Source organism: Candidatus Omnitrophota bacterium (genome assembly GCA_028699255.1).
In the GTDB taxonomy this organism is placed as follows: domain Bacteria; phylum Omnitrophota; class Gorgyraeia; order 2-01-FULL-45-10; family 2-01-FULL-45-10; genus FEN-1322.
On record JAQVUX010000003.1, the window covers coordinates 1 to 18,760 of the forward strand.

Annotated in this window: 26 protein-coding genes; all 26 read left to right on the forward strand. The window is 48.6% G+C overall.

Translation table 11 applies throughout. The annotated features are described in order from the left end of the window. The coding region (locus PHS46_02930) for a penicillin-binding transpeptidase domain-containing protein (protein ID MDD3905467.1) at window positions 1-342 on the forward strand (342 nt) is incomplete at its 5' end. Between the two features lie 509 nt (window positions 343-851). Further along, a complete protein-coding gene (locus PHS46_02935) occupies window positions 852-1,526 on the forward strand; it encodes a type IV toxin-antitoxin system AbiEi family antitoxin (protein ID MDD3905468.1) in 675 nt (224 codons plus the stop codon). Then, window positions 1,519-2,310 carry a GSU2403 family nucleotidyltransferase fold protein gene (locus PHS46_02940; protein ID MDD3905469.1) on the forward strand — a complete coding sequence of 264 codons (792 nt, stop codon included), beginning with the start codon at window positions 1,519-1,521 and terminating at the stop codon, window positions 2,308-2,310. The genes PHS46_02935 and PHS46_02940 overlap by 8 nt, the downstream gene beginning before the upstream one ends. After that, window positions 2,307-3,008, forward strand: coding sequence for a metallophosphoesterase (locus PHS46_02945; GenBank protein ID MDD3905470.1), 702 nt, complete (start codon window positions 2,307-2,309; stop codon window positions 3,006-3,008). The genes PHS46_02940 and PHS46_02945 overlap by 4 nt, the downstream gene beginning before the upstream one ends. A 1-nt stretch (window position 3,009) precedes the next feature. Next, window positions 3,010-3,546, forward strand: a complete 537-nt coding sequence (locus PHS46_02950) for a metallophosphoesterase (GenBank protein ID MDD3905471.1) — start codon at window positions 3,010-3,012, stop codon at window positions 3,544-3,546. 1 nt (window position 3,547) lies between these two features. Further along, window positions 3,548-3,883 (forward strand): hypothetical protein, encoded by a 336-nt coding sequence (locus PHS46_02955; GenBank protein ID MDD3905472.1) that lies wholly within the window; start codon window positions 3,548-3,550, stop codon window positions 3,881-3,883. Window positions 3,884-3,942: 59 nt separating this feature from the next. Then, a complete protein-coding gene (locus PHS46_02960) occupies window positions 3,943-4,125 on the forward strand; it encodes a DUF1330 domain-containing protein (protein ID MDD3905473.1) in 183 nt (60 codons plus the stop codon). Between the two features lies 1 nt (window position 4,126). Then, window positions 4,127-4,417, forward strand: coding sequence for a DUF1330 domain-containing protein (locus PHS46_02965; protein ID MDD3905474.1), 291 nt, complete (start codon window positions 4,127-4,129; stop codon window positions 4,415-4,417). 6 nt (window positions 4,418-4,423) lie between these two features. Then, a complete protein-coding gene (locus PHS46_02970) occupies window positions 4,424-5,110 on the forward strand; it encodes a class I SAM-dependent methyltransferase (protein MDD3905475.1) in 687 nt (228 codons plus the stop codon). A gap of 45 nt (window positions 5,111-5,155) precedes the next feature. Next, window positions 5,156-5,917, forward strand: coding sequence for a class I SAM-dependent methyltransferase (locus tag PHS46_02975; GenBank protein ID MDD3905476.1), 762 nt, complete (start codon window positions 5,156-5,158; stop codon window positions 5,915-5,917). A 293-nt stretch (window positions 5,918-6,210) separates the two neighbouring features. After that, window positions 6,211-7,521, forward strand: a complete 1,311-nt coding sequence (miaB, locus tag PHS46_02980; protein ID MDD3905477.1) for a tRNA (N6-isopentenyl adenosine(37)-C2)-methylthiotransferase MiaB — start codon at window positions 6,211-6,213, stop codon at window positions 7,519-7,521. Between the two features lie 11 nt (window positions 7,522-7,532). Continuing rightward, complete coding sequence (locus PHS46_02985) at window positions 7,533-8,315, forward strand: SPOR domain-containing protein (protein ID MDD3905478.1); 783 nt, start codon at window positions 7,533-7,535, stop codon at window positions 8,313-8,315. Beyond that, window positions 8,296-9,222, forward strand: coding sequence for a tRNA (adenosine(37)-N6)-dimethylallyltransferase MiaA (gene miaA, locus PHS46_02990; GenBank protein MDD3905479.1), 927 nt, complete (start codon window positions 8,296-8,298; stop codon window positions 9,220-9,222). Before PHS46_02985 ends, miaA begins: the two co-directional genes overlap by 20 nt. Before the next feature lie 4 nt (window positions 9,223-9,226). Beyond that, entirely contained in the window at window positions 9,227-10,468 is a 1,242-nt protein-coding gene (hflX, locus tag PHS46_02995) for a GTPase HflX (GenBank protein ID MDD3905480.1), read from the forward strand. Between the two features lie 39 nt (window positions 10,469-10,507). Further along, window positions 10,508-11,251 (forward strand): hypothetical protein, encoded by a 744-nt coding sequence (locus PHS46_03000; protein MDD3905481.1) that lies wholly within the window; start codon window positions 10,508-10,510, stop codon window positions 11,249-11,251. Next, entirely contained in the window at window positions 11,252-11,827 is a 576-nt protein-coding gene (locus PHS46_03005) for a nucleotide exchange factor GrpE (protein ID MDD3905482.1), read from the forward strand. A 1-nt stretch (window position 11,828) separates the two neighbouring features. After that, a complete protein-coding gene (gene dnaK / locus PHS46_03010; protein ID MDD3905483.1) occupies window positions 11,829-13,772 on the forward strand; it encodes a molecular chaperone DnaK in 1,944 nt (647 codons plus the stop codon). Window positions 13,773-13,996: 224 nt separating this feature from the next. Beyond that, window positions 13,997-14,167, forward strand: coding sequence for a hypothetical protein (locus PHS46_03015; GenBank protein ID MDD3905484.1), 171 nt, complete (start codon window positions 13,997-13,999; stop codon window positions 14,165-14,167). Between the two features lie 211 nt (window positions 14,168-14,378). Continuing rightward, window positions 14,379-14,603 carry a hypothetical protein gene (locus PHS46_03020; GenBank protein MDD3905485.1) on the forward strand — a complete coding sequence of 75 codons (225 nt, stop codon included), beginning with the start codon at window positions 14,379-14,381 and terminating at the stop codon, window positions 14,601-14,603. Continuing rightward, complete coding sequence (locus PHS46_03025) at window positions 14,600-14,854, forward strand: type II toxin-antitoxin system RelE/ParE family toxin (GenBank protein ID MDD3905486.1); 255 nt, start codon at window positions 14,600-14,602, stop codon at window positions 14,852-14,854. The genes PHS46_03020 and PHS46_03025 overlap by 4 nt, the downstream gene beginning before the upstream one ends. Before the next feature lie 3 nt (window positions 14,855-14,857). Further along, the gene (locus PHS46_03030) at window positions 14,858-15,199 is read left to right on the forward strand and encodes a DUF5674 family protein (GenBank protein ID MDD3905487.1); all 342 of its coding nucleotides are present in this window, start codon (window positions 14,858-14,860) and stop codon (window positions 15,197-15,199) included. Next, window positions 15,196-15,528 carry a hypothetical protein gene (locus tag PHS46_03035; GenBank protein MDD3905488.1) on the forward strand — a complete coding sequence of 111 codons (333 nt, stop codon included), beginning with the start codon at window positions 15,196-15,198 and terminating at the stop codon, window positions 15,526-15,528. The genes PHS46_03030 and PHS46_03035 overlap by 4 nt, the downstream gene beginning before the upstream one ends. Window positions 15,529-15,604: 76 nt before the next feature. Continuing rightward, window positions 15,605-16,021, forward strand: a complete 417-nt coding sequence (locus PHS46_03040) for a secondary thiamine-phosphate synthase enzyme YjbQ (GenBank protein MDD3905489.1) — start codon at window positions 15,605-15,607, stop codon at window positions 16,019-16,021. Window positions 16,022-16,043: 22 nt separating this feature from the next. Beyond that, window positions 16,044-17,219 (forward strand): molecular chaperone DnaJ, encoded by a 1,176-nt coding sequence (gene dnaJ / locus PHS46_03045; protein MDD3905490.1) that lies wholly within the window; start codon window positions 16,044-16,046, stop codon window positions 17,217-17,219. Window positions 17,220-17,230: 11 nt separating this feature from the next. Then, window positions 17,231-17,473, forward strand: coding sequence for a zinc ribbon domain-containing protein (locus tag PHS46_03050; GenBank protein MDD3905491.1), 243 nt, complete (start codon window positions 17,231-17,233; stop codon window positions 17,471-17,473). A 29-nt stretch (window positions 17,474-17,502) separates the two neighbouring features. Beyond that, a complete protein-coding gene (locus PHS46_03055; GenBank protein MDD3905492.1) occupies window positions 17,503-18,753 on the forward strand; it encodes a DUF1015 domain-containing protein in 1,251 nt (416 codons plus the stop codon). Window positions 18,754-18,760 lie beyond the last annotated feature (7 nt).

Below are 18,760 nucleotides of genomic sequence, written 5' to 3' on the forward strand. Positions count from 1 at the left end.
CTTCCGCGTCCGGATACTACATCCATCAAGATCAGCGCGGATGAGCAGGTTGCTCTTTTGAATAAGCTTTTGGACGGTAAACTTCCGTTCTCTGAAAAGAATATCGCGATACTACGCGATATTATGCGGGCAGAGAAGACCGGTAAAGGAACGCTTTACGGTAAGACCGGATCCGGCGCGGGGCCGGATGGTAAATGGAATGTGGGCTGGTTTGTAGGTTTTCTTGAACATAACGGTACGACCTACGTTTTCGCGTGTAATATTACCGGAGGCGATAATCCATCGGGCAAGACTGCCCGGACGATCATAGAGAGCATCTTTAAGTCTCAAAACCTGTTGTAATAACAACTCATCCCTATGGTCGTTTTAAAAAGCGCGGTCATAGGGATTTTTTATGCTGGGAGGCGGCCGCGCCCGCCTTCGCCAAAGTGCTTTCGCCTTTGGCTTCGGCGAGGCAAGGGTCCTTGGAAAGGGGCCTCGGTGCGGGTCGGGCGAGGCGCAAGGAGCCAGTGATAGTGGTCAAAAAAATCGATGTCCATGTCCATCACTTTTGGGGTTTTGGCATAAATGGTCAAACCGGCTAAAACAAGCGTCCAGCGTCGGAAAACAGGCAGTTTTAGGGGTATCCTGCGGGCGTTCGGGAGGGTCAAAAAAGGGCGTTTTGATGGACATGGATGGAAATGATTTTACCGACCTGATCAGATATTTCTCTTGACTCTCAGGAGCATCATGGTAAAATGTCCACTAATTAGAAATGTCCACTAAATAGTGGACATTTAGGAAAAGTGGACATTTAATAATATCTTGGTTTTCAGAGGGCCAAGTAAGGATTGAGTGAAGGAGTTGCTACGATGAAAATACTTTTAGGAGATAAGGCGAACATAATCATTCGCGCCATGCTAACTCAACCCGATAGGAAATGGGTCGCCAGAGATTTCGAGAAAGAATTTGGCGTGGGACGCGCGCGCGCGGCAAAAGTATTATCAGAATTGCGCGCCAAAGGGTTTGTCGGAGGAGTCCGGTCTGGCAGGCTCGCGCACAGTATATTGCAAAATAAAGAAGAGCTTCTTGAGGAATGGCTTAAAGTCTATAAGTTTGAGCTTAACGAAGCCCATCTTTATTACTCAACCCGAGAGGATATTCTTCCCCGGCTAAAGGAGTATTTTGCTGGCAAAAAGGAGCCAAGCAAATATGCACTGACCCTTCATACCGGAGCCAATCTTATTACCAGCTACGTGAATACGCAGACGATATATTGTTACTTGCCGGTAGCGGATTTCAAACGCGCCTCGCTAGACTTGCGGCAGGTGCTTGATTTGAAGGAATTAAAAACGGGCGGTAATTTCTATTTAATAAACCCATATTATCGAAGCGCCACATTTTTCAATACCCAGGTGATCAAAGGCTACAACGTTGTTTCGAATCTTCAGCTTTATTTGGATCTCTACCATTTTCCGCAGAGAGGCCGGGATCACGCTGAGTATTTACTCAAAACATTAAAAGAGGAAGGAAAGCCAATTGCTTAAAGAATTCCCGGGAGAAAAACTCCTCATCAAGGTTATAGACGATCTCGCTGATTTTTTGCCGTACCTTGTTCTAGTCGGCGGTTGGGTGCCGTACATCTATGCCAAACACATGTGGAAAGACGTCCCCAATATGGCAGTGACTACTGGAGATATTGATTTTGGTGTCGGAGATCATGACTTTAAAGGGAAGGATACCGTTGCTTCTCGGGTGCAACGATTGGGATATGGCGAGCGCCACGCATCAATGGACAGATTGATTCCTTTTGTGCCTATTGTAAAAGATTCATCGGGAGATGCTAAAGCAGAGGTCGAATTTATTACCGACCCAAAGGTTTCCCGGAAAGTCATTAATAAAATCGTTGGCCAAGAAATCAAGATCAATGAAATCCAGCATTTCAGTTTGTTGCTTGGCTCTGTCATGCCGGTAAAAATGAACGGTAAGAGTATTCAGATTCCGACAGAATCGATGTTTGTTTTCCATAAACTACTGACGTTTGTGGATCGGGAAAATAAAGCTAAGCTCAGGAAAGACCTATACTACGTCTACTATATGATCAGATTTAGCCCGACAAAGGCACAACTTTGTGACGACGTGGTCGGCCTTATCAAAAAACTTAAAGAAGGCAAGCAGGTCAAAGAGAACCTCAAAGAGTATTTCGCCAGTGTTGATTTGAAGGGGCCTTTATTTGTTGAGCAGGAAAACGGTCCGGACGCTTATGTCGCGAATGTAAGAGAAGACGCGTTTGAAAAATTCGGAGATATTCGGCGAAGGGTTGAGGAATGAGAACCTTCGCGATCGGTGACATCCATGGCGCCTACAAGGCGATGATGCAGTGCTTTGAGCGCTCAAAGTTCGATTATAAGAAAGACCGCCTGATCGTGATGGGCGATGTTTGCGATGGGTATCCGGATGTCAGGCAGTGCATCGATGAGTTATTAAAGCTCAAGCATTGTAATCTGATCATTGGCAATCATGACATGTGGGTGCTGGACTGGGCCTTGCGAGGCGACAAGCCGGAGATATGGACTAAGCAGGGCGGTGACCGGACAATGGCGTCGTATAACGGCGGACCCATGCCGCAGACGCATATCGACTTCCTAAAAAGCGGACATCTTTGGTTGGAGGTCGGGAATAAGCTTTTTGTCCATGCCGGTTTTGTGCCGGATTTGCCATTGGAACAAAATAGCGCTCAGGTACTTGTGTGGGACAGGGATTTACTCAAAGACGCGTGGGAAGCGGCTAATTATAGACGGGAAGCCCAGATCACAAAATATGACGACATTTTTATCGGACATACGACAACAGAGCTTTATAGAACTCTCCAGCCGATTCATGTTTGCAACGTATGGGATTTGGACACTGGCGCTGGATGGTCGGGCAAGCTGACGATTATGGATGTTGATACAAAGGAATACTGGCAATCGGAGTTATCAAAGGATTTATACGGCGGGACACCGGACAATTTAGCTAGGACGAAATAATATGAACTACTGGTGGACATCGGATTATCACTTTTCGCACGCCAATATTATCAAGTATTGCGGGCGGCCGTTTGAGACGGTTGAGGAGATGAATGAGACGATCATTCGCAAGCATAATGAGCGGGTGAAGCCAGAAGATACTGTCTTCTTTCTCGGGGATTTCATATTTAAGGGTGGCAAAGAAGGCGGCGAAGAAAAATATAGGCACTTTGAAAAGAGGTTAAACGGCAAATTCATCTTCATCAAGGGCAATCACGACCGGCACAACAGCCTCAACACGATCATTTCGAAGGTCTATATTCACTACGGCTCAAAGGATATCTGTATGACGCACCGGGCCGAGGACGCGGACCCAAATGTGCCATGGAATTTCTGCGGACACGTTCATGAGAAATACAAGATCAAACGGTTGAATGAGAATTCTATAATCGTGAATCTTTGTGTTGAAGTGTGGGATTATTGTCCGGTCGCGTTTAAGCAGATCAGTTCCGTGATTGCGACATTCTTGAAGGAGGAGAAGAAGGGCGCAGTGAATTAAGATGAAGGCACTTGCTGAAACGGTTTTTATAAACGAGATTGTGTTGCAATCAAAGATTGCAGAATTGGCCGCTAAACGTTTATCGGCTATCAAGGACAATTTCGATCAGATTGAAGTCTGGAGTTCAATTCAATCAATTCTCATAGCCGCTGGAAATGTATCGAAGATTTTATGGCCACAAAAAGAATATGAGGCAAGAGGCGAAAGATTGCGGGAGTTACTTAAAGTCGACGATAACAATATGCTTTCTGATAGTAGCTTACGTAATCATTTCGAACACTATAGTGATTTAGGGACGGTTCTGAGGCTGAGATTAGACCTGTCCCTTTCTACATGACAGAAGTATAATGGGGACAGGTCTGGGATGGCGACGAGAACCGTCCCGTAATACCCTATTTGGCTCGCGGCGGGAAAATAACCGTAGCGTCGGGCGATTGGAACCCATCGTGGATTACCATGATAAAATTTGAATCGATTGATAAGTTTAACGCGTGGTGGCATTCGCCCGAGTATAAGGCGATCGCCATGCTACGCGAAAAAGCGAGCAGGACGAATGTGGTAGTTGTGGAAGGGGTATAGCGTGTCAGTTTATATGATCGTTGAAGCAAAAGAAGTTATGGATAAGAATAAGTACGGCGAGTATATCAAAAAAGTGCCGCAGACCATAGACAAATTCGACGGCGAATACTTAGCCCGTGGCGGCAAAGTGACGGTTGCTTCAGGCGACTGGGATCCGGCGAGGATCATAATGGTTCGGTTCGAATCGATGGAAAAATTTAACGCATGGTGGAATTCGCCGGAGTATCGGGTAATCGCGCCTTTACGCGAAGAATCAACCAGGACAAACGCGATAGTGGTGGAGGGAGTATAAATAAAAATGAAAGCGAGATTTAAGGCGATAAAGGAACATTTTGAAACCGAAGCGAAGAGATTCGATAAAGTGTTTTTTAAAATAGCGCCATTCTACAAAGAAGCTATCGAAGCGTTGGTGTTGACGCTTCCTTTTGAGAATAGTAAGAAACCAAAAATTATCGACTTAGGATGTGGTACCGGCAATATAACCAAAGCGGTTAAGGAAAGATATCCTGCCGCCCGTGTAGTCTGTCTCGATATGGCGCAAAATATGATTGACATGGCAAAGGCCAAACTTAAAGGGCATAAAGATGTTGAGTATTGGGTAGGCGATATATGTAAATATGATTATTCCAATAAGCCCGACGCGGTTATCTCGTCTTTGGTTTTACATCATTTGGACAAGAAAAACAAAAAGTTGTTTTACCGTAAGATATTTAACGCTTTACCCAGAGGCGGCGTATTTTATAGCGCTGATTTTGTATTGCCTTCGAGTGATTACTTGGCTAAAGCATATATTGAGAAGTGGAAGAGATTTATGCGCAAGAGTTTTTCGCCCGCGCAGATTAACGATATCCTGACAAAACATAAAGACGAAGACAGGCCGGCCGAGCTTATTTTTGAAATTGATCTTTTACGTAAAACCGGTTTTAGCGATGTGGAAGTGGTTTGGAAAAATTATAATTTTGCCGTATATGGCGGGATCAAATAATGGTTTGGGTAATGTAATTCCATAACAGAGAACGGAGAGTAAATCGTGAAAAAGTGGTACGAGTCATTATTCGAAAATTACGCCCATAAATATGACAAAGAATGTTACGTTCAGGGCACTGCGGGCGAATGTGATTTTGTCGAGCAGGAAATAGGGCAGGATAGGTCCCTAAAGATATTGGACATCGGTTGCGGTACCGGCCGCCACACGATTGAACTGGCAAAGAGGGGGTACAACGTTACCGGCGTTGACCTTTCCGGGAATCAGATAAATTGGGCAAGGGAAAAGGCCAAAGAGGCAGGCTTGACCATCGATTTCCAGGTACAGGATGCGTGCAACCTCTCTTTTGACTGTGAATTTGATCTGGCGATTATGTTGTGCGAAGGCGGATTCTCTCTTATGGAAACAGATGAGATGAATTTTGAGATACTCAAGAGCGCCACAAAAGCGCTTAAAAGTAAAGGCAAGCTCATTTTTACCACATTAAACGGGCTGTTTCCGCTGTTTCATTCGGTCAGCGAATTCTATAAATCGGCCGGGAAAGAAGGCCAATCCCAGTGCAAGGAGTGCTCCTTCGATCTCTTGACTTTCCGGGACCACAATCGCGTTGAATTTGAAGATGATTCTGGAAATAAAAAAGTATTGGAATGCAATGAACGATGTTATGTTCCCAGCGAAATTACCTGGCTACTTCGTTCGCTTGGATATAAAAAGATAGAAATTTTTGGCGCGAAACTCGGCGCATATTCACGAAATGATAAGCTTACTACTGACGATTTCGAGATGCTCGTTGTCGCAGTAAAATGAGCAATCCGGTGATAATGGGATGTGTCCCCATTTGCCCCCATATTAGGCGATGGAAGATGTTAAGTAGTATTCGAGATCAAGGGCTCGTAATGGGCGATGTTTACGACGGTTATTCTTATGGTAAAAAGTGCATTGATGATCTTTTGAATAGGTATGATTTAGGGACGGTTCTGAGGCTGAGATTAGACCTGTCCCTTTCTACATGACAGAAGTATAATGGGGACAGGTCTGGGATGGCGACGAGAACCGTCCCGTAATATCAAAAGGATAGATTGCAATTTCTTGAAAAGATTATGAAAAAAACCAATCCCAGCGTGTACATTAAAACTTTTGGCTGTCAAATGAACTTCCGGGATTCGGAGTTCGTCATAGGCCTGCTCATCGACGAAGGATTCGCTATCGCGGATTCGATCGGGACGGCGGATGTTGTGATATTCAATTCTTGCTCCGTGAGAAAGCACGCTGAGGACAGGCTCTTCAGCAACATAGGCGATCTCGGGAAGCTCAAAAAGAAAAAACCCGGCCTTGTGATCGGACTTATGGGATGCACGGCGCAGAGTTACGGCGCCGCGGCGCTGGAGAGGGCGCCGCTCATCGATTTTGTATGCGGGACGGGCAATGAGAGCGAGATCGGGCGGATAATCCGCAGTGTTGCCGCAGACCGGTGCCGCATAGTTGCCGTCGACAAAGTAAACGCGAAGAAGCCGGAGATTTTTCCGCGATACCGGGCGGCCCCATTCAAAGCTTTTGTTTCTATAGGCGAGGGGTGCGATAATTTCTGTTCGTACTGTATCGTACCCTATGTGCGCGGCCGGGAGCGTTCGCGCGAGGCGGCGGATATTATTCGGGAGGTTAATGATCTGGCAGGGCAGGGGTTCAAAGAAGTGACGCTCCTCGGGCAGAATGTCAATTCGTACGGCCCGGCGCAGGGCGGGTTTGTAAAATTGTTGGAGGGGATCGAGAGGATCGACGGCATCGAGCGCGTGCGTTTCATGACGAGCCACCCGAAGGACGCGTCGCCTGAGTTATTCAAAGCCATGAGGGACCTCGGCAAAGTCTGCGAGCACCTTCATCTACCTCTACAATCCGGCTCAAACCGTATATTGAAACTCATGAACAGGAAATACACCGCCGGACATTATGAAAAATTAATAGAGGATTACAGAAAAATATTGCCGGGCGGGGCGATAACCACCGACATAATAGCCGGTTTTCCTTCGGAGGCGGATAAGGATTTTAAAGACACGCTGAAGCTTATGAAAAAGATAGGCTTTGACAGCGCCTTTACTTTCAAATATTCTCCCCGTCCTCCTGCGAAATCGTGTAAACTAAAAGACAGCGTCAGCGAAAATGTAAAAGAAGAACGGCTGAAGGCGATAATGGATGTCCAGTGCGAGGTATCACTCGCCAGGAACTCTTTGCTCGCAGGAAAGACGGTCGAAATATTAGTCGACGGCCGCGGCAAGGACACGGATAAAATCACCGGCAGGACGCGAACCAACAAGGTAGCCGTGTTCGACGGGTCTTCGCGTCTTATAGGTAAAACGGTAAACGTGAAAATAATTTCCGCCACAGCGTTCGCGTTAAAAGGTAGGAAGGGATGAGGGGGAAGGTTATGGTAAAAGTAAAAGTTTTAATGGGTTTTGCATTCATATTCATTTCAACTGCGGCCTTTGGGCTATCTACTGCCGGCGCCGATGTCGTTTCCGTCGAGAAGCTATTTCTGGAAGGCCGGTATGAGAGGGCGGTGCGGGAGGCGGACCATGCGATAAACGAGCGCGCCCGCCAGAGGGACGAGATATATTACCTGAAAGGCATAAGCGAATTAAGGCTCGCCCGGTTCAAAGAGGCGCGGCAGAGTTTCGATGCGCTGATATCGAAGTATAAGAAGTCGGCGCGGTTTTTCGACGCGCATATCGGCATCGGGGATTCGTATTTTTTGGCCGGGGATACTGAGAACGCGGCCAGAATATACAATGAAATAAAAGCGAAGTTTCCTTCGTGCGGAAATATTCCGTTAGTCAATTCGCGGCTGGAGGATTGCCGTAAAAAAGGCGTACCCATGACAGCGTCTGCGCCGACGGCCATTGCGGTACCTGCCGTTATTACACCGTCTATCGCGGAAAAGCCGGATGCCTCCGGGGATGCCGGGCCAAAAAAAGATATTTCCGTCCAGATAGGAAGCTTTAAAAATAGAAGGAATGCTGAGCGATTGTCCGCGAAGGTATGCGCTAAAGGTTACGACGCGCGCGTCCAGCTTCCCGTAGATGCCGGCGACAATCTGTATAGGGTCAGGGTTGGCAGGCTTGAATCGAAGTCTGAGGCGGAAGGGTTGTCTGCGAAATTGGTCAGTGAAGGGTACAGGACAAAGATCTGCGATGACAGCACCTGCCAGTAAAAACGTAGTCTTCATAGTCGGCCCCACGGCTATCGGTAAGACATCGCTCGCCTCCGAGATCGCCGGGCGCGCCGGCGGCGAGGTGATATCCGCCGACTCGATGCAAATCTACAAGAGCATGCGCATATTAAGCCAGGCGCCAGGCCCTGCCGACAAGAAGCGCGCACGCCATCATTTAGTGGAGCTTTTGAGCCCCGAGGAAGAATACAGCGTAGCGTTATTCATAAAGAAGGCCTCGAGCGCCATAGCCGCAATAATAAAAAGAGGAAAAGTGCCGATAGTTGCCGGTGGAAGCGGCCTTTATGTCAGGGCGCTTATCGACGGGCTTTTTCCGTCGCCCGAAGCCGACATGAAGTTCCGGGCAAAGATGGAGGCGTTCGCCGCGAAATACGGCACCCCCAGGCTTCACGCAAAATTAGCGAATATAGATCCGCGATCGGCCGGGTCGATACATCCTAACGACAAACGCCGTGTGATACGCGCCCTCGAGATATATGAGTTGACCGGCAAGACGATGACGGAATTAAAATCTCTGACGCGTGGCTTAAAAGACCGGTATAATATAAAGATATTCGCCCTCACCCGCCCCAGGGAGGAGCTTTACGCTCAGATCGATGCCAGGGTGGACGAGATGTTCCGCGCTGGCGCGGTTGCCGAGGTGAAGAAACTGCGGAAGCGGCGATTGTCAAAGACGGCGGGTTCGATCCTGGGACTTCGCGAGATATCCGGCTATCTCGACGGGAAATATTCCTTAGACGAGGCGAAGGCGATATTAAAGATGAATACGCGCCGTTTCGCGAAGCGGCAATACACGTGGTTTCGCGCCGATAGCAGGATAAAATGGCTCGATGTCGGGAAAATGAGTACGCGGAAGATCATGCAATATATAGAGAAAACGGCGAGGTGAATATATGGAGCGGGCACTGCTTGTAACGGTCGATCTCGGCAAGCGCGAAGAATGGACGGCCGGGGAGCGTTCAAATGAACTGGCTGAACTGGCGCGCTCGGCGGGCGCCAAGGTCATAAGGGAAGAGATAGCCAAGAGGCATGAATTATCGCCCGCATATTTTATCGGCGAAGGTAAGGTGGGAGAGCTGTCCGCTATTTGTAAAGCCGAAAACATTAATATCGCGATATTTAATAACGACCTGACCGGCACTCAACAGAAGAATCTCGAAGAAACGCTCGGGGTAAAGACGATAGACAGGACACAGCTTATTCTCGACATATTCGCGCGCCGCGCGCATTCCAATGAAGGCAAGATACAGGTCGAATTGGCACAGCTTATGTATTTACTGCCCCGCCTTACAGATAAGGGCATACACCTCTCGCGGCCCGGCGGCGGTATAGGAACGCGCGGCCCGGGCGAACAGAAACTGGAAATAGACAGGCGCAGGATACGCTCGAGGATATCCCATCTCAAAAAAGAGCTCGACAGTTTAAGCCGCCGGCGCTCAATGATGAGGGATAACAGGCAGAGCGCTTTTGCGCTTACCATAGCGATAATAGGATATACGAACGCCGGCAAATCGACGCTTTTGAATGCGCTTACCGCATCCGATGTGGTGGCGCAGGACAGGCTCTTCTCCACACTAGACCCGACGACGAGGAAGCTTCTCCTGCCCAATAATCAGAAGGCGCTTTTCATAGATACTGTAGGATTTCTCGACCGCCTGCCGCATCACCTTATCGAGGCGTTCAAGGCTACCCTCGAAGAGGTGGGCGAGGCCGATCTTCTCCTGCACGTTGTCGATGTGAGCCATCCGAAGGCATACGAAGAGGCCGGCGCGGTTCATAAAGTCCTGGATGAGCTTGGCGTGAAGGATAAGCCGGTTATTACGGCGCTCAATAAATCGGATAAGATAACCGATCCTACGGTTATCGCTAAGGCCACGGCGTTTTTCGATAACTCCGTTGTTATATCGGCCCTCAAGAGGGAAGGTCTTAGCGGCCTTATTGAGAAGGTGACCCGGTATACAAACAGGATGATGATCCCCGTTAAATTGAATATACCCGTATCGGATACAAAGACTCTGAATATCATCTACGAGAACGCCAATATCATCAAAAAAGAGTATACAGGCGACTTTGTCTCCATCGAAGCCGAGATCCCGCGCCAACTCGAAAAATTCTTGACAATTAGCACTCAATAAGGTAGAGTGCTAATTGTCTGTTGTGCAGGAGACGCAGGTATGACTATGCTCAAAAATTCTAAAAACAGGAATGGCGAAGTCCTTTCGCTTATTGTAAAACGCTATGTCGAGACGGCGGAGCCTGTCGGTTCGAGGTTCGTGGCTAAACAGCTTGGCCTATCGAGCGCGACGATACGCAACGTCATGTCTGACTTAGAAGAGCTCGGTTATATAACCCATCCGCACACATCAGCCGGGAGAACTCCGACCGACAAAGGCTACCGTTACTACATAGATTCATTGATGCACCTGAAGACAGTTAACGATACCACGGCGCTTTCAGTCAGGAACGAATATACTCATACAATGAGATCCCTGGAAGAAGTACTCGAGCGCACAAGCCATCTGATATCCAACCTTACTAATTATGTCGGCATTACACTCTTTTCAGAATACCAAAAATTATACTTAGACGGGACGAGCCATATAGTCGAACAGCCCGAATTCAGGGATTTTAAAAAATTGTATCACATATTAAGGCATCTCGAAGAAAGGCGCGATCTCCTGGATCTTCTGGCCGGAGATTTCGGTACGGATACCATCACAATACATATAGGTAAGGAAAACAGGTTTAATTATTTAAGCGATTGCAGTATAGTCACCCGCGGTTATAAAGTGAAGGGCAAACCATCGGGGCGGCTGGGTGTTATCGGGCCTAAGCGGATGGTTTACGAAAAGGTTATCCCGACGGTGGAGTATCTCGCCGACGCGATGACGGAACTTTTAGAGGAGCTTGACGTATAAATGGCCAATAATAAGGAAGCAAAGAATAAAAACGGTGGGCGGGATGGCGCTTGCCCCGGCGATGAGGGGCAGAAACTGCTTGATGAGAATGTGTGTTTATCAAAGAAAGAGTACGATGAATTAAAGGCCAAGGCCGACGATCGGGATAGTTATTGCGATAAGTATATGAGGGCCCACGCGGAGTTTGAGAATGCCAGGCGGCGTATGGAAAAAGACAAAATCGACTACGCGAGATTTGCCAACGACTCGCTTATTCTGGAGTTTCTGCCGATACTCGATAATCTTGAGATGGCGGAGGGGCACATAAAAGAAGCAAAGGATTTTAAGGCGGTGCAGGCAGGCGTGGATATGATACAGGTGCAGATACAGAGATTTCTGAAAGATATAGGCGTGGAGCGGATAAAAGCGGCGGGGGAAAAGTTTGATCCGCATGTCCATGAGCCTATCGAGATAGTGGAAACCGCGGATGCGGACGACGGGAAAGTCCTCGCGGAATTGAAACCGGGTTATAGATTGAACGGCCGGCTGCTTCGGCCTGCTTCGGTAAAAATAGCTAAGAAAAAAGAGGAGGCGTAATATGGCAAAGATAATAGGCATTGATTTGGGTACTTCGAATTCTGCGGCGGCATATATGGAGGCGGGTAGGCCGGTTATCATACCGTCCGCCGAAGGCGCGGGCGTGTCGAGCGGGAAGGCATTCCCTTCGTTTGTCGCGTTTACTAAGGACGGACAGAAGCTCGTCGGAGAACCGGCGAAACGTCAGGCATCCATCAACCCGCAGGGCACGATATTCGCCGCAAAGCGCAAGATGGGCACTGATTTTAAGTACGATATTTACGGGAAAGAATACACGCCCCAGCAGATATCCGCGTTCATTTTACAAAAGATAAAGCAGGATGCGGAAAACTACCTTGGTGACACCATAAACGATGTAGTCATCACGTGCCCGGCGTATTTTAACGATAACCAGCGCCAGGCTACCAAAGACGCCGGCTCCATAGCGGGCCTGAACGTGTTGAGGATAATAAACGAGCCGACGGCCGCGTGCCTGGCATACGGACTTGACAAGGCAGGTAAAGAACAGAAGATAATGGTTTTCGATCTCGGCGGCGGCACGCTCGACGTTACCATCCTCGAGATGGGTTGGGACGACGAGCATAAGGCGGCTACCTTCGAGGTAATATCCACCTCCGGCGATACGCAACTTGGCGGCACCGATATGGACAATACTCTGATTGATTACATCATCAATCAGTTTAAAAAAGACACAGGCATAGATTTAAAGAACGACAAGATGGCCCTGCAGAGAGTGCGCGAGGCCTGCGAAAAAGCGAAAGTGGAGCTCTCGAGCACGCTCTCTACCGATTTAAACCTGCCGTTTATTACGGCCGACCAGTCGGGGCCTAAGCATCTTACGATGACATTAAACCGCGCCAAACTTGAGGATCTTATAAAGCCGATCATCGACAGGTGTAAACATCCCATCGACCACGCGCTCTCCGACGCGAAGCTGACCGCCGCGAAGGTGGATAAGATAATCTTGGTCGGCGGTCCTACGAGGATGCCGATAGTCCAGAAGTTCGTGGAAGATTACGTCGGCAAAAAACTCGAGCGCGGTGTCGATCCCATGGAGTGCGTGGCGCTCGGCGCGGCGATACAGGCGGCGATTATAAAGGGTGATACAAAGGACGTACTGCTCCTCGACGTTACTCCGCTCTCGCTGGGTATCGAGACACTCGGAAGCGTGTGCACGAGGCTTATCGAGAGGAATACCACAGTGCCTACGAAGAAGAGCCAGACATTCTCGACTGCGGCGGACAACCAGACCGCGGTTACCATCCGCGTACTGCAGGGCGAGCGCAAGATGGCCGATGACAACGTCGAGCTGGGCAGATTTGACCTGGTAGGCATACCTCCCGCGCCCCGCGGCATACCGCAGATAGAGGTAACATTCGATATTGACGCAAACGGCATAGTGCATGTCGGCGCCAAGGATCTCGGCACCGGCAAGGAGCAGTCGATAAAGATATCGGCGCCGAAGAAGCTTTCCAAAGAAGAGATTGACAAGTTCGTCAAAGAAGCCGAGAAGTTTGCCGCAGAGGACGAGAAGAGGAAAGAACAGGTCGATCTCGTCAACCAGGCCGACACGCTCGTTTACGCGACCGAAAAGGCCCTGAAAGAATACGGCGACAAGGTCAGCCAGACCGAACGCGGCAATATCGAGGCGAAGATAAATGATTTAAAACAGGCGATGAAGGATAAGAATGCGGACAGGATCAAAAAAGAGACGGAAGAGTTGACAAAGGTCTCTCATAAGCTTGCCGAGGAGATATATAAGAAGGCTCAGGAAAAGGCGCAAGGCGCGGCGGGCGCCGGCGCACAGCAGGGGCCCGGGCCTGAGTACGGTGGTCCTCAGCAGGGATCGGAGGCCGAACGTGACGGCGCGGAGCAGAAGAAGAATGACGACGTCATAGACGCGGAATATACGAAGGAAGATGACGATAAGAAGGGTAAGAAGTAAAAATTTAGCATAGCGATAGAATGTGCTGTGTCGAGTGCTTCGCTCCGGACGCGCGATTTTTAACCATGTAAAAATCGCGCTCCGTAAAATTGTCCGGACACTGCCGGCCAATTTTAAGGCCGGAGCTCACCACATCGCCACATCACATTTCTGATGGGAATCGAAAATTTTACTTACCGGCGAATACTTATCGTCGGGGAGAAAACAGGTAAAAAAGGAGATGCATGAAGATGGCTAAGAAATGTAAAAAATGCGGCGTTCCGCTCGAAGGGTTTTTATATAAAATGATCGCGTCGAAGATATTCGGTGTGAAACCTTCCGATAAAGACGCTGACATATGCAACAAATGCATCGACAAGCCCGAGAAGACAAAAGGCTGTTGTTGCTGTAAGTAGCGAAAAAATCTAACCCGGCAAAAATGCGAAATAACCTCGCAGGTTGGCCGCGTGTTAGCGTTCAGATAACCTGCGAGGTTGGGATGGTCTAATCAAATTTCGCACCCCGGGTTGAAATGGCAAGTGAATAATTAATAAAAGTAATTAAAAACTTACTTTTATATTGACAAAGTAAGTTTTATTATATATACTTGCAACAGGAGGTGTTGATATGAAAAGCGTACTATCTATAAAGATCGAAAAGTCGTTGATCCAGAAGATCAAGGAGTTTTGTCAGATGCACGGGCTGAAGCAGGGCTTTTTCGTCGAAAAGGCCATCCAGAGCCAGCTTGAGAGAGAAGAGATGATAGAGGACATAGTTGAATTGAAAGAGCTTCGTCCTCAAGAGAAAGACGCTCTGCCGTTCGAAGACTACCTTAAAAAAAGGAAGTCGTGAAATACCGCGTTAAGGTCATAGCCAAGGCAGAAAAGGACCTGGATGCCGTATCCGGCAGAGATTTCGACTTTATTAAGAGGAAGATTTTTCTTTTATCGGAAAATCCGAGGCCATTTGGATGTCGAAAACTGACCGCCGATGAAGGGTATAGGATTAGATGCGGAGATTTCAGGGTATTATACCGCATCGATGATCCTGCGAAAGAGGTTATGATCTATCGGATAAGGCATCGCAGGGAAGTGTATAGGTAATATATGAAGATAATAACCGGCACGATAACGATAGCTGAAATCAAGACGATGGCGGCGGGTTTGTTCGGCGAGATGGTAAAGGCGGTCGTAGATGTCGAGCGCGGAAAAATGGCTGTCGACGCCGAACTGCATTCCGACCTTGAGGAGCTTCTTCTTGATGGCGGATCGAAGCAAAAAAATATCTGGGGGATCAATATCTACCCGGAGCAGGCCGGAGACGATTTTATAGAATTCGATTCGATGATAAATCTGCGCCCGAGCCAGGGCAATAAGAGCCTCGGCGTTGTAGACAAGGCTCTGCGCTCAAAGATCATAAGGATAGTCACGAAAAAGGTTAAGAAATGACTTATAAACACAAAGAGCTTGCGGCGGGACGGTGGAAGAAACTGTCATTTTGTGAGCAGATGGCCAATATAGGCAGTGAGGTTGAGCGCGCGTTGAACTGGCGGGCGAAAAAAAATACTGTTTATAGCAGGAATGCTTTTGAGCGCGCCCTCGATCTGGTAGATTTGACGTTAGAAAATATTTCGAGCTTTACGCGGTTAAAAGAGCTTGCGCGTATGCGTGAAGCGATGGTAGATTATTTTACCGGGTCGAACCAGTTCGGCTCCACGGACGCCTCGTGGCGGAAATATTTTTCGCATTTCACTTATGCCGTCAGGAAAAATTCATAAAAGACCACGGTTGGCGCGGGAGTAAAAGTCCTATCGCCAGCTAAGGGTTGGTAGCACTAAACAAGAGAAGATATAGATGAAAGCATACACGCACTACCTCTGGCTCAACACGAAAAACCGCTACGAGATAGTGAACATAACCGGCGAGGTTGAAGACGCGGTCGCCAAAAGCGGCGTAAAAGAGGGCCTGTGTCTGGTCAACGCTATGCACATTACGGCGAGCGTATTTATAAACGATAACGAACGCGGCCTTCACCAGGATTTTATGGCCTGGGTCGAGAAATTGGCGCCCTATGGGAAAGACAAGTATAAACATAATCTTACCGGCGAGGATAACGGCGACGCGCACTTGAAGCGTACGATCCTGGGCCGCGAAGTAGTCTGCGCGATTACAGACGGCAAGCTCGATTTCGGGCCGTGGGAGCAGATTTTTTACGGAGAATTCGACGGACAGCGCAAGAAACGCGTCCTCATAAAAATAATAGGCGAGTAAGTAAAAAGAAAAGAGTTAAGGGATGGCGAAGCGTGACTATTATGAAATACTTGGAATAGCGAAAACGGCGACAGCCGACGAAATAAAAAAGGCGTATCGCAACCTCGCGTTAAAATACCATCCCGACCGCGTATTGCCGGATAAGAAGAAAGAGGCCGAGGAAAAATTCAAAGAAGTGTCCGAGGCGTACGAAGTGCTCATGGATCCGCAGAAGAAGGCGACCTACGACCAGTATGGCCACGCCGGCGTAGATTCCAGTTTCAGGCCTGGTGGTTTCGATATGAGGCAGGACTTCCATCACTACGAAGATTTAAAAGACATCTTCGGCGGATTCGACATAAACGAACTTTTACGCGGGTTCGGGTTCGGCTCGGATATGTTCACCGACTCCTTCGAGGAGGACACGGGCCGCCGATACGGGGGCCGCAGGGGTTCCGACCTCGAGTACCGGATCGCGATAACTTTTGATGAGGCGGCGTTCGGCGCGGAGAAGACGATCGCGATACCTCGGCATGAAACGTGCGAGGTCTGCGGCGGCACTGGCGCCAAGCCCGGTTCAAGGGTGGAGCGCTGTAGCGAGTGCGGCGGGCGCGGCAAAGTCAGCTCGTCGAGCGGGTACTTCAACGTTATCAGGGCGTGCCCGGCATGCGGCGGCGAAGGCAGTGTCATAAAAACGCCATGCCCGGCATGCGGCGGCAAAGGCCGGATCAGGACGAAGAGGAATATCAAGGTGAAGATACCGGCGGGCGTGGATACCGGTTCGCGCCTCAGGGTCCATGGTGAGGGCGAGGCGGGAGAAAAGGGCGCCAAGCCCGGCGACCTGTACCTTTTGCTGGAGGTACAGCCCCATGAAATATTCGAGCGTCATGGCGCCGATATATATTGTGAAGCGCCGATAAGTTTTGTTACGGCTGTACTGGGCGGAGAAACGGAAGTACCGACGCTGGAAGGCAAGATAATGATGAAGATACCTGCGGGAACCCAGAGCGGCAGAGTATTCCGCTTGAGGGGTAAAGGTATAGCGCACCTGCACGATTACGGCAGGGGCGACCAGCTCGTGAAGGTGCAGATAGATGTGCCGAATGACCTGTCTTCCGAGCAGAAGAGGACATTGAAAGATTTCGCGAAAGCGTCCGAGAAGAACGCCGGGCCGCTTACGAGATCGTTTGTGGAAAAGATGAAGAGGATGTTCAGATAAGCGAGGAAACGATGCCGACTTACGAATATGAATGCGGGAAATGCGGGAAGTTCGAGAAGTTCCAAAGTATGAAGGATGAGCCTTTGAAGAAATGTCCGAAATGCAAAGGCAATGTTACGCGCCTTCTGGGGACAGGCAGTGGTATAATATTCAAAGGAAGCGGGTTCTACCAGACCGACTATAAAAATAAGGCTTCCGGGTCCTGCCACAAACCGAAATCGGACGGCTGTAAGGGTTGCCCCTCGAGCCATTAAAATTACCGGTAAAAGTTAAAGGAAAAAGAATGCCTACAGTAAAACCATTTAAAGCGGTGCGGTACAATAAGGCGAGAGTTTCCAGTATCTCCGCTGTTATGGCGCCGCCCTACGATGTCATATCCGAAAAACTGCAGGACGAACTCTACCGCGGTGATCCGCACAATGTCGTACGGCTCATACTGAATAAGATAGCCCCGGCGGACACCAAAGACGACAACCGGTATACGCGCTCGAAGCAAATCTTCGACGCATGGATGGACGAAGGAGTTCTTGCCAGGGACGATGCGGAATCTTTTTACATATATACGCAAAGTTATAAGCGCGGCTCGAAAAAGGTAGAGCAGGTCGGTTTTATAGGGCTTATGGAACTTGAACTTGAGGGGAAAAAGAAGATACTGCCGCATGAAAATACGCTCGCCGCGCCGAAGGAAGACCGGTTGAAGCTTACGCGCAGTGTCAGGGCCAATCTTGAGCCGATATTTATTCTGCATGACGATAATAAAGTAACGAAGCTTCTTAAAAGTTTTTGTACCGTAGCGAAGCCTGTCATAAACGTAGAGCGTGAAGGCGTACGTCATATGGTGTGGCAATTATCCGACCAGAAAATCATCAAGGCGATATCTAAACGCATGAAAGCCAAAGGCGCGTTTATAGCCGATGGCCACCATCGTTACGAGGTGTCGAAGATGTTCGCGAAAGAGTCAGAGGCAAATCCGAAATATATCATGGTGTATTTCGTCGAGGCGGATGAAGATATGCTCACAGTTCTGCCCGCTCACCGTCTCATAAAGGATCTGGGCAATATCGAAAAAGACGGAATAACGCTTAAACTGAAAGAGTTCTTCACGATTGAAAAAGTGTGGGGTCTTGAAGATATGATGACTCGCCTGGCCAAACTCGCCGGGGCGCACGCGTTCGGGATGTATCTCGGTAAGGACGCTTTCTGCATATTAAAATTAAAAGACATAGCGGTATCCGATAAGGCTATAAAAGATAAGCCTAAGGATTGGAAGAGGCTGGATGTCTCGATACTTCACCTGTTTATATTCCAACACCTCCTCGGCGTAAAAGATACCGACGATAATATAGGATTCCTGAAGGATCCGTCAGAAACAAAAAAGGCCGTAGATGATGGCGAATTTAAAGCGGCATTCTTCTTAAATCCTACCGAAGTGGCTCAGGTTAAGAAGATAGCGAAAATAGGCGAACGCATGCCTCGGAAAGCGACGTACTTCTATCCAAAACAGCTATCCGGGCTGGTGTTCAATAAATTTTAGCGATCAA

Excerpts from the sequence above, each read along its gene's own strand:
- PHS46_02935 (MDD3905468.1), top strand. The coding sequence starts at position 852 with ATGAAAATACTTTTAGGAGATAAGGCGAACATAATCATTCGCGCCATG.
- PHS46_02945 (MDD3905470.1), top strand. The coding sequence starts at position 2,307 with ATGAGAACCTTCGCGATCGGTGACATCCATGGCGCCTACAAGGCGATG.
- PHS46_02950 (MDD3905471.1), top strand. The coding sequence starts at position 3,010 with ATGAACTACTGGTGGACATCGGATTATCACTTTTCGCACGCCAATATT.
- PHS46_02955 (MDD3905472.1), top strand. The coding sequence starts at position 3,548 with ATGAAGGCACTTGCTGAAACGGTTTTTATAAACGAGATTGTGTTGCAA.
- PHS46_02970 (MDD3905475.1), top strand. The coding sequence starts at position 4,424 with ATGAAAGCGAGATTTAAGGCGATAAAGGAACATTTTGAAACCGAAGCG.
- miaB (MDD3905477.1), top strand. The coding sequence starts at position 6,211 with ATGAAAAAAACCAATCCCAGCGTGTACATTAAAACTTTTGGCTGTCAA.
- PHS46_02985 (MDD3905478.1), top strand. The coding sequence starts at position 7,533 with ATGGTAAAAGTAAAAGTTTTAATGGGTTTTGCATTCATATTCATTTCA.
- miaA (MDD3905479.1), top strand. The coding sequence starts at position 8,296 with ATGACAGCACCTGCCAGTAAAAACGTAGTCTTCATAGTCGGCCCCACG.
- hflX (MDD3905480.1), top strand. The coding sequence starts at position 9,227 with ATGGAGCGGGCACTGCTTGTAACGGTCGATCTCGGCAAGCGCGAAGAA.
- PHS46_03000 (MDD3905481.1), top strand. The coding sequence starts at position 10,508 with ATGACTATGCTCAAAAATTCTAAAAACAGGAATGGCGAAGTCCTTTCG.
- PHS46_03005 (MDD3905482.1), top strand. The coding sequence starts at position 11,252 with ATGGCCAATAATAAGGAAGCAAAGAATAAAAACGGTGGGCGGGATGGC.
- dnaK (MDD3905483.1), top strand. The coding sequence starts at position 11,829 with ATGGCAAAGATAATAGGCATTGATTTGGGTACTTCGAATTCTGCGGCG.
- PHS46_03015 (MDD3905484.1), top strand. The coding sequence starts at position 13,997 with ATGAAGATGGCTAAGAAATGTAAAAAATGCGGCGTTCCGCTCGAAGGG.
- PHS46_03020 (MDD3905485.1), top strand. The coding sequence starts at position 14,379 with ATGAAAAGCGTACTATCTATAAAGATCGAAAAGTCGTTGATCCAGAAG.
- PHS46_03030 (MDD3905487.1), top strand. The coding sequence starts at position 14,858 with ATGAAGATAATAACCGGCACGATAACGATAGCTGAAATCAAGACGATG.
- PHS46_03035 (MDD3905488.1), top strand. The coding sequence starts at position 15,196 with ATGACTTATAAACACAAAGAGCTTGCGGCGGGACGGTGGAAGAAACTG.
- PHS46_03040 (MDD3905489.1), top strand. The coding sequence starts at position 15,605 with ATGAAAGCATACACGCACTACCTCTGGCTCAACACGAAAAACCGCTAC.
- dnaJ (MDD3905490.1), top strand. The coding sequence starts at position 16,044 with ATGGCGAAGCGTGACTATTATGAAATACTTGGAATAGCGAAAACGGCG.
- PHS46_03050 (MDD3905491.1), top strand. The coding sequence starts at position 17,231 with ATGCCGACTTACGAATATGAATGCGGGAAATGCGGGAAGTTCGAGAAG.
- PHS46_03055 (MDD3905492.1), top strand. The coding sequence starts at position 17,503 with ATGCCTACAGTAAAACCATTTAAAGCGGTGCGGTACAATAAGGCGAGA.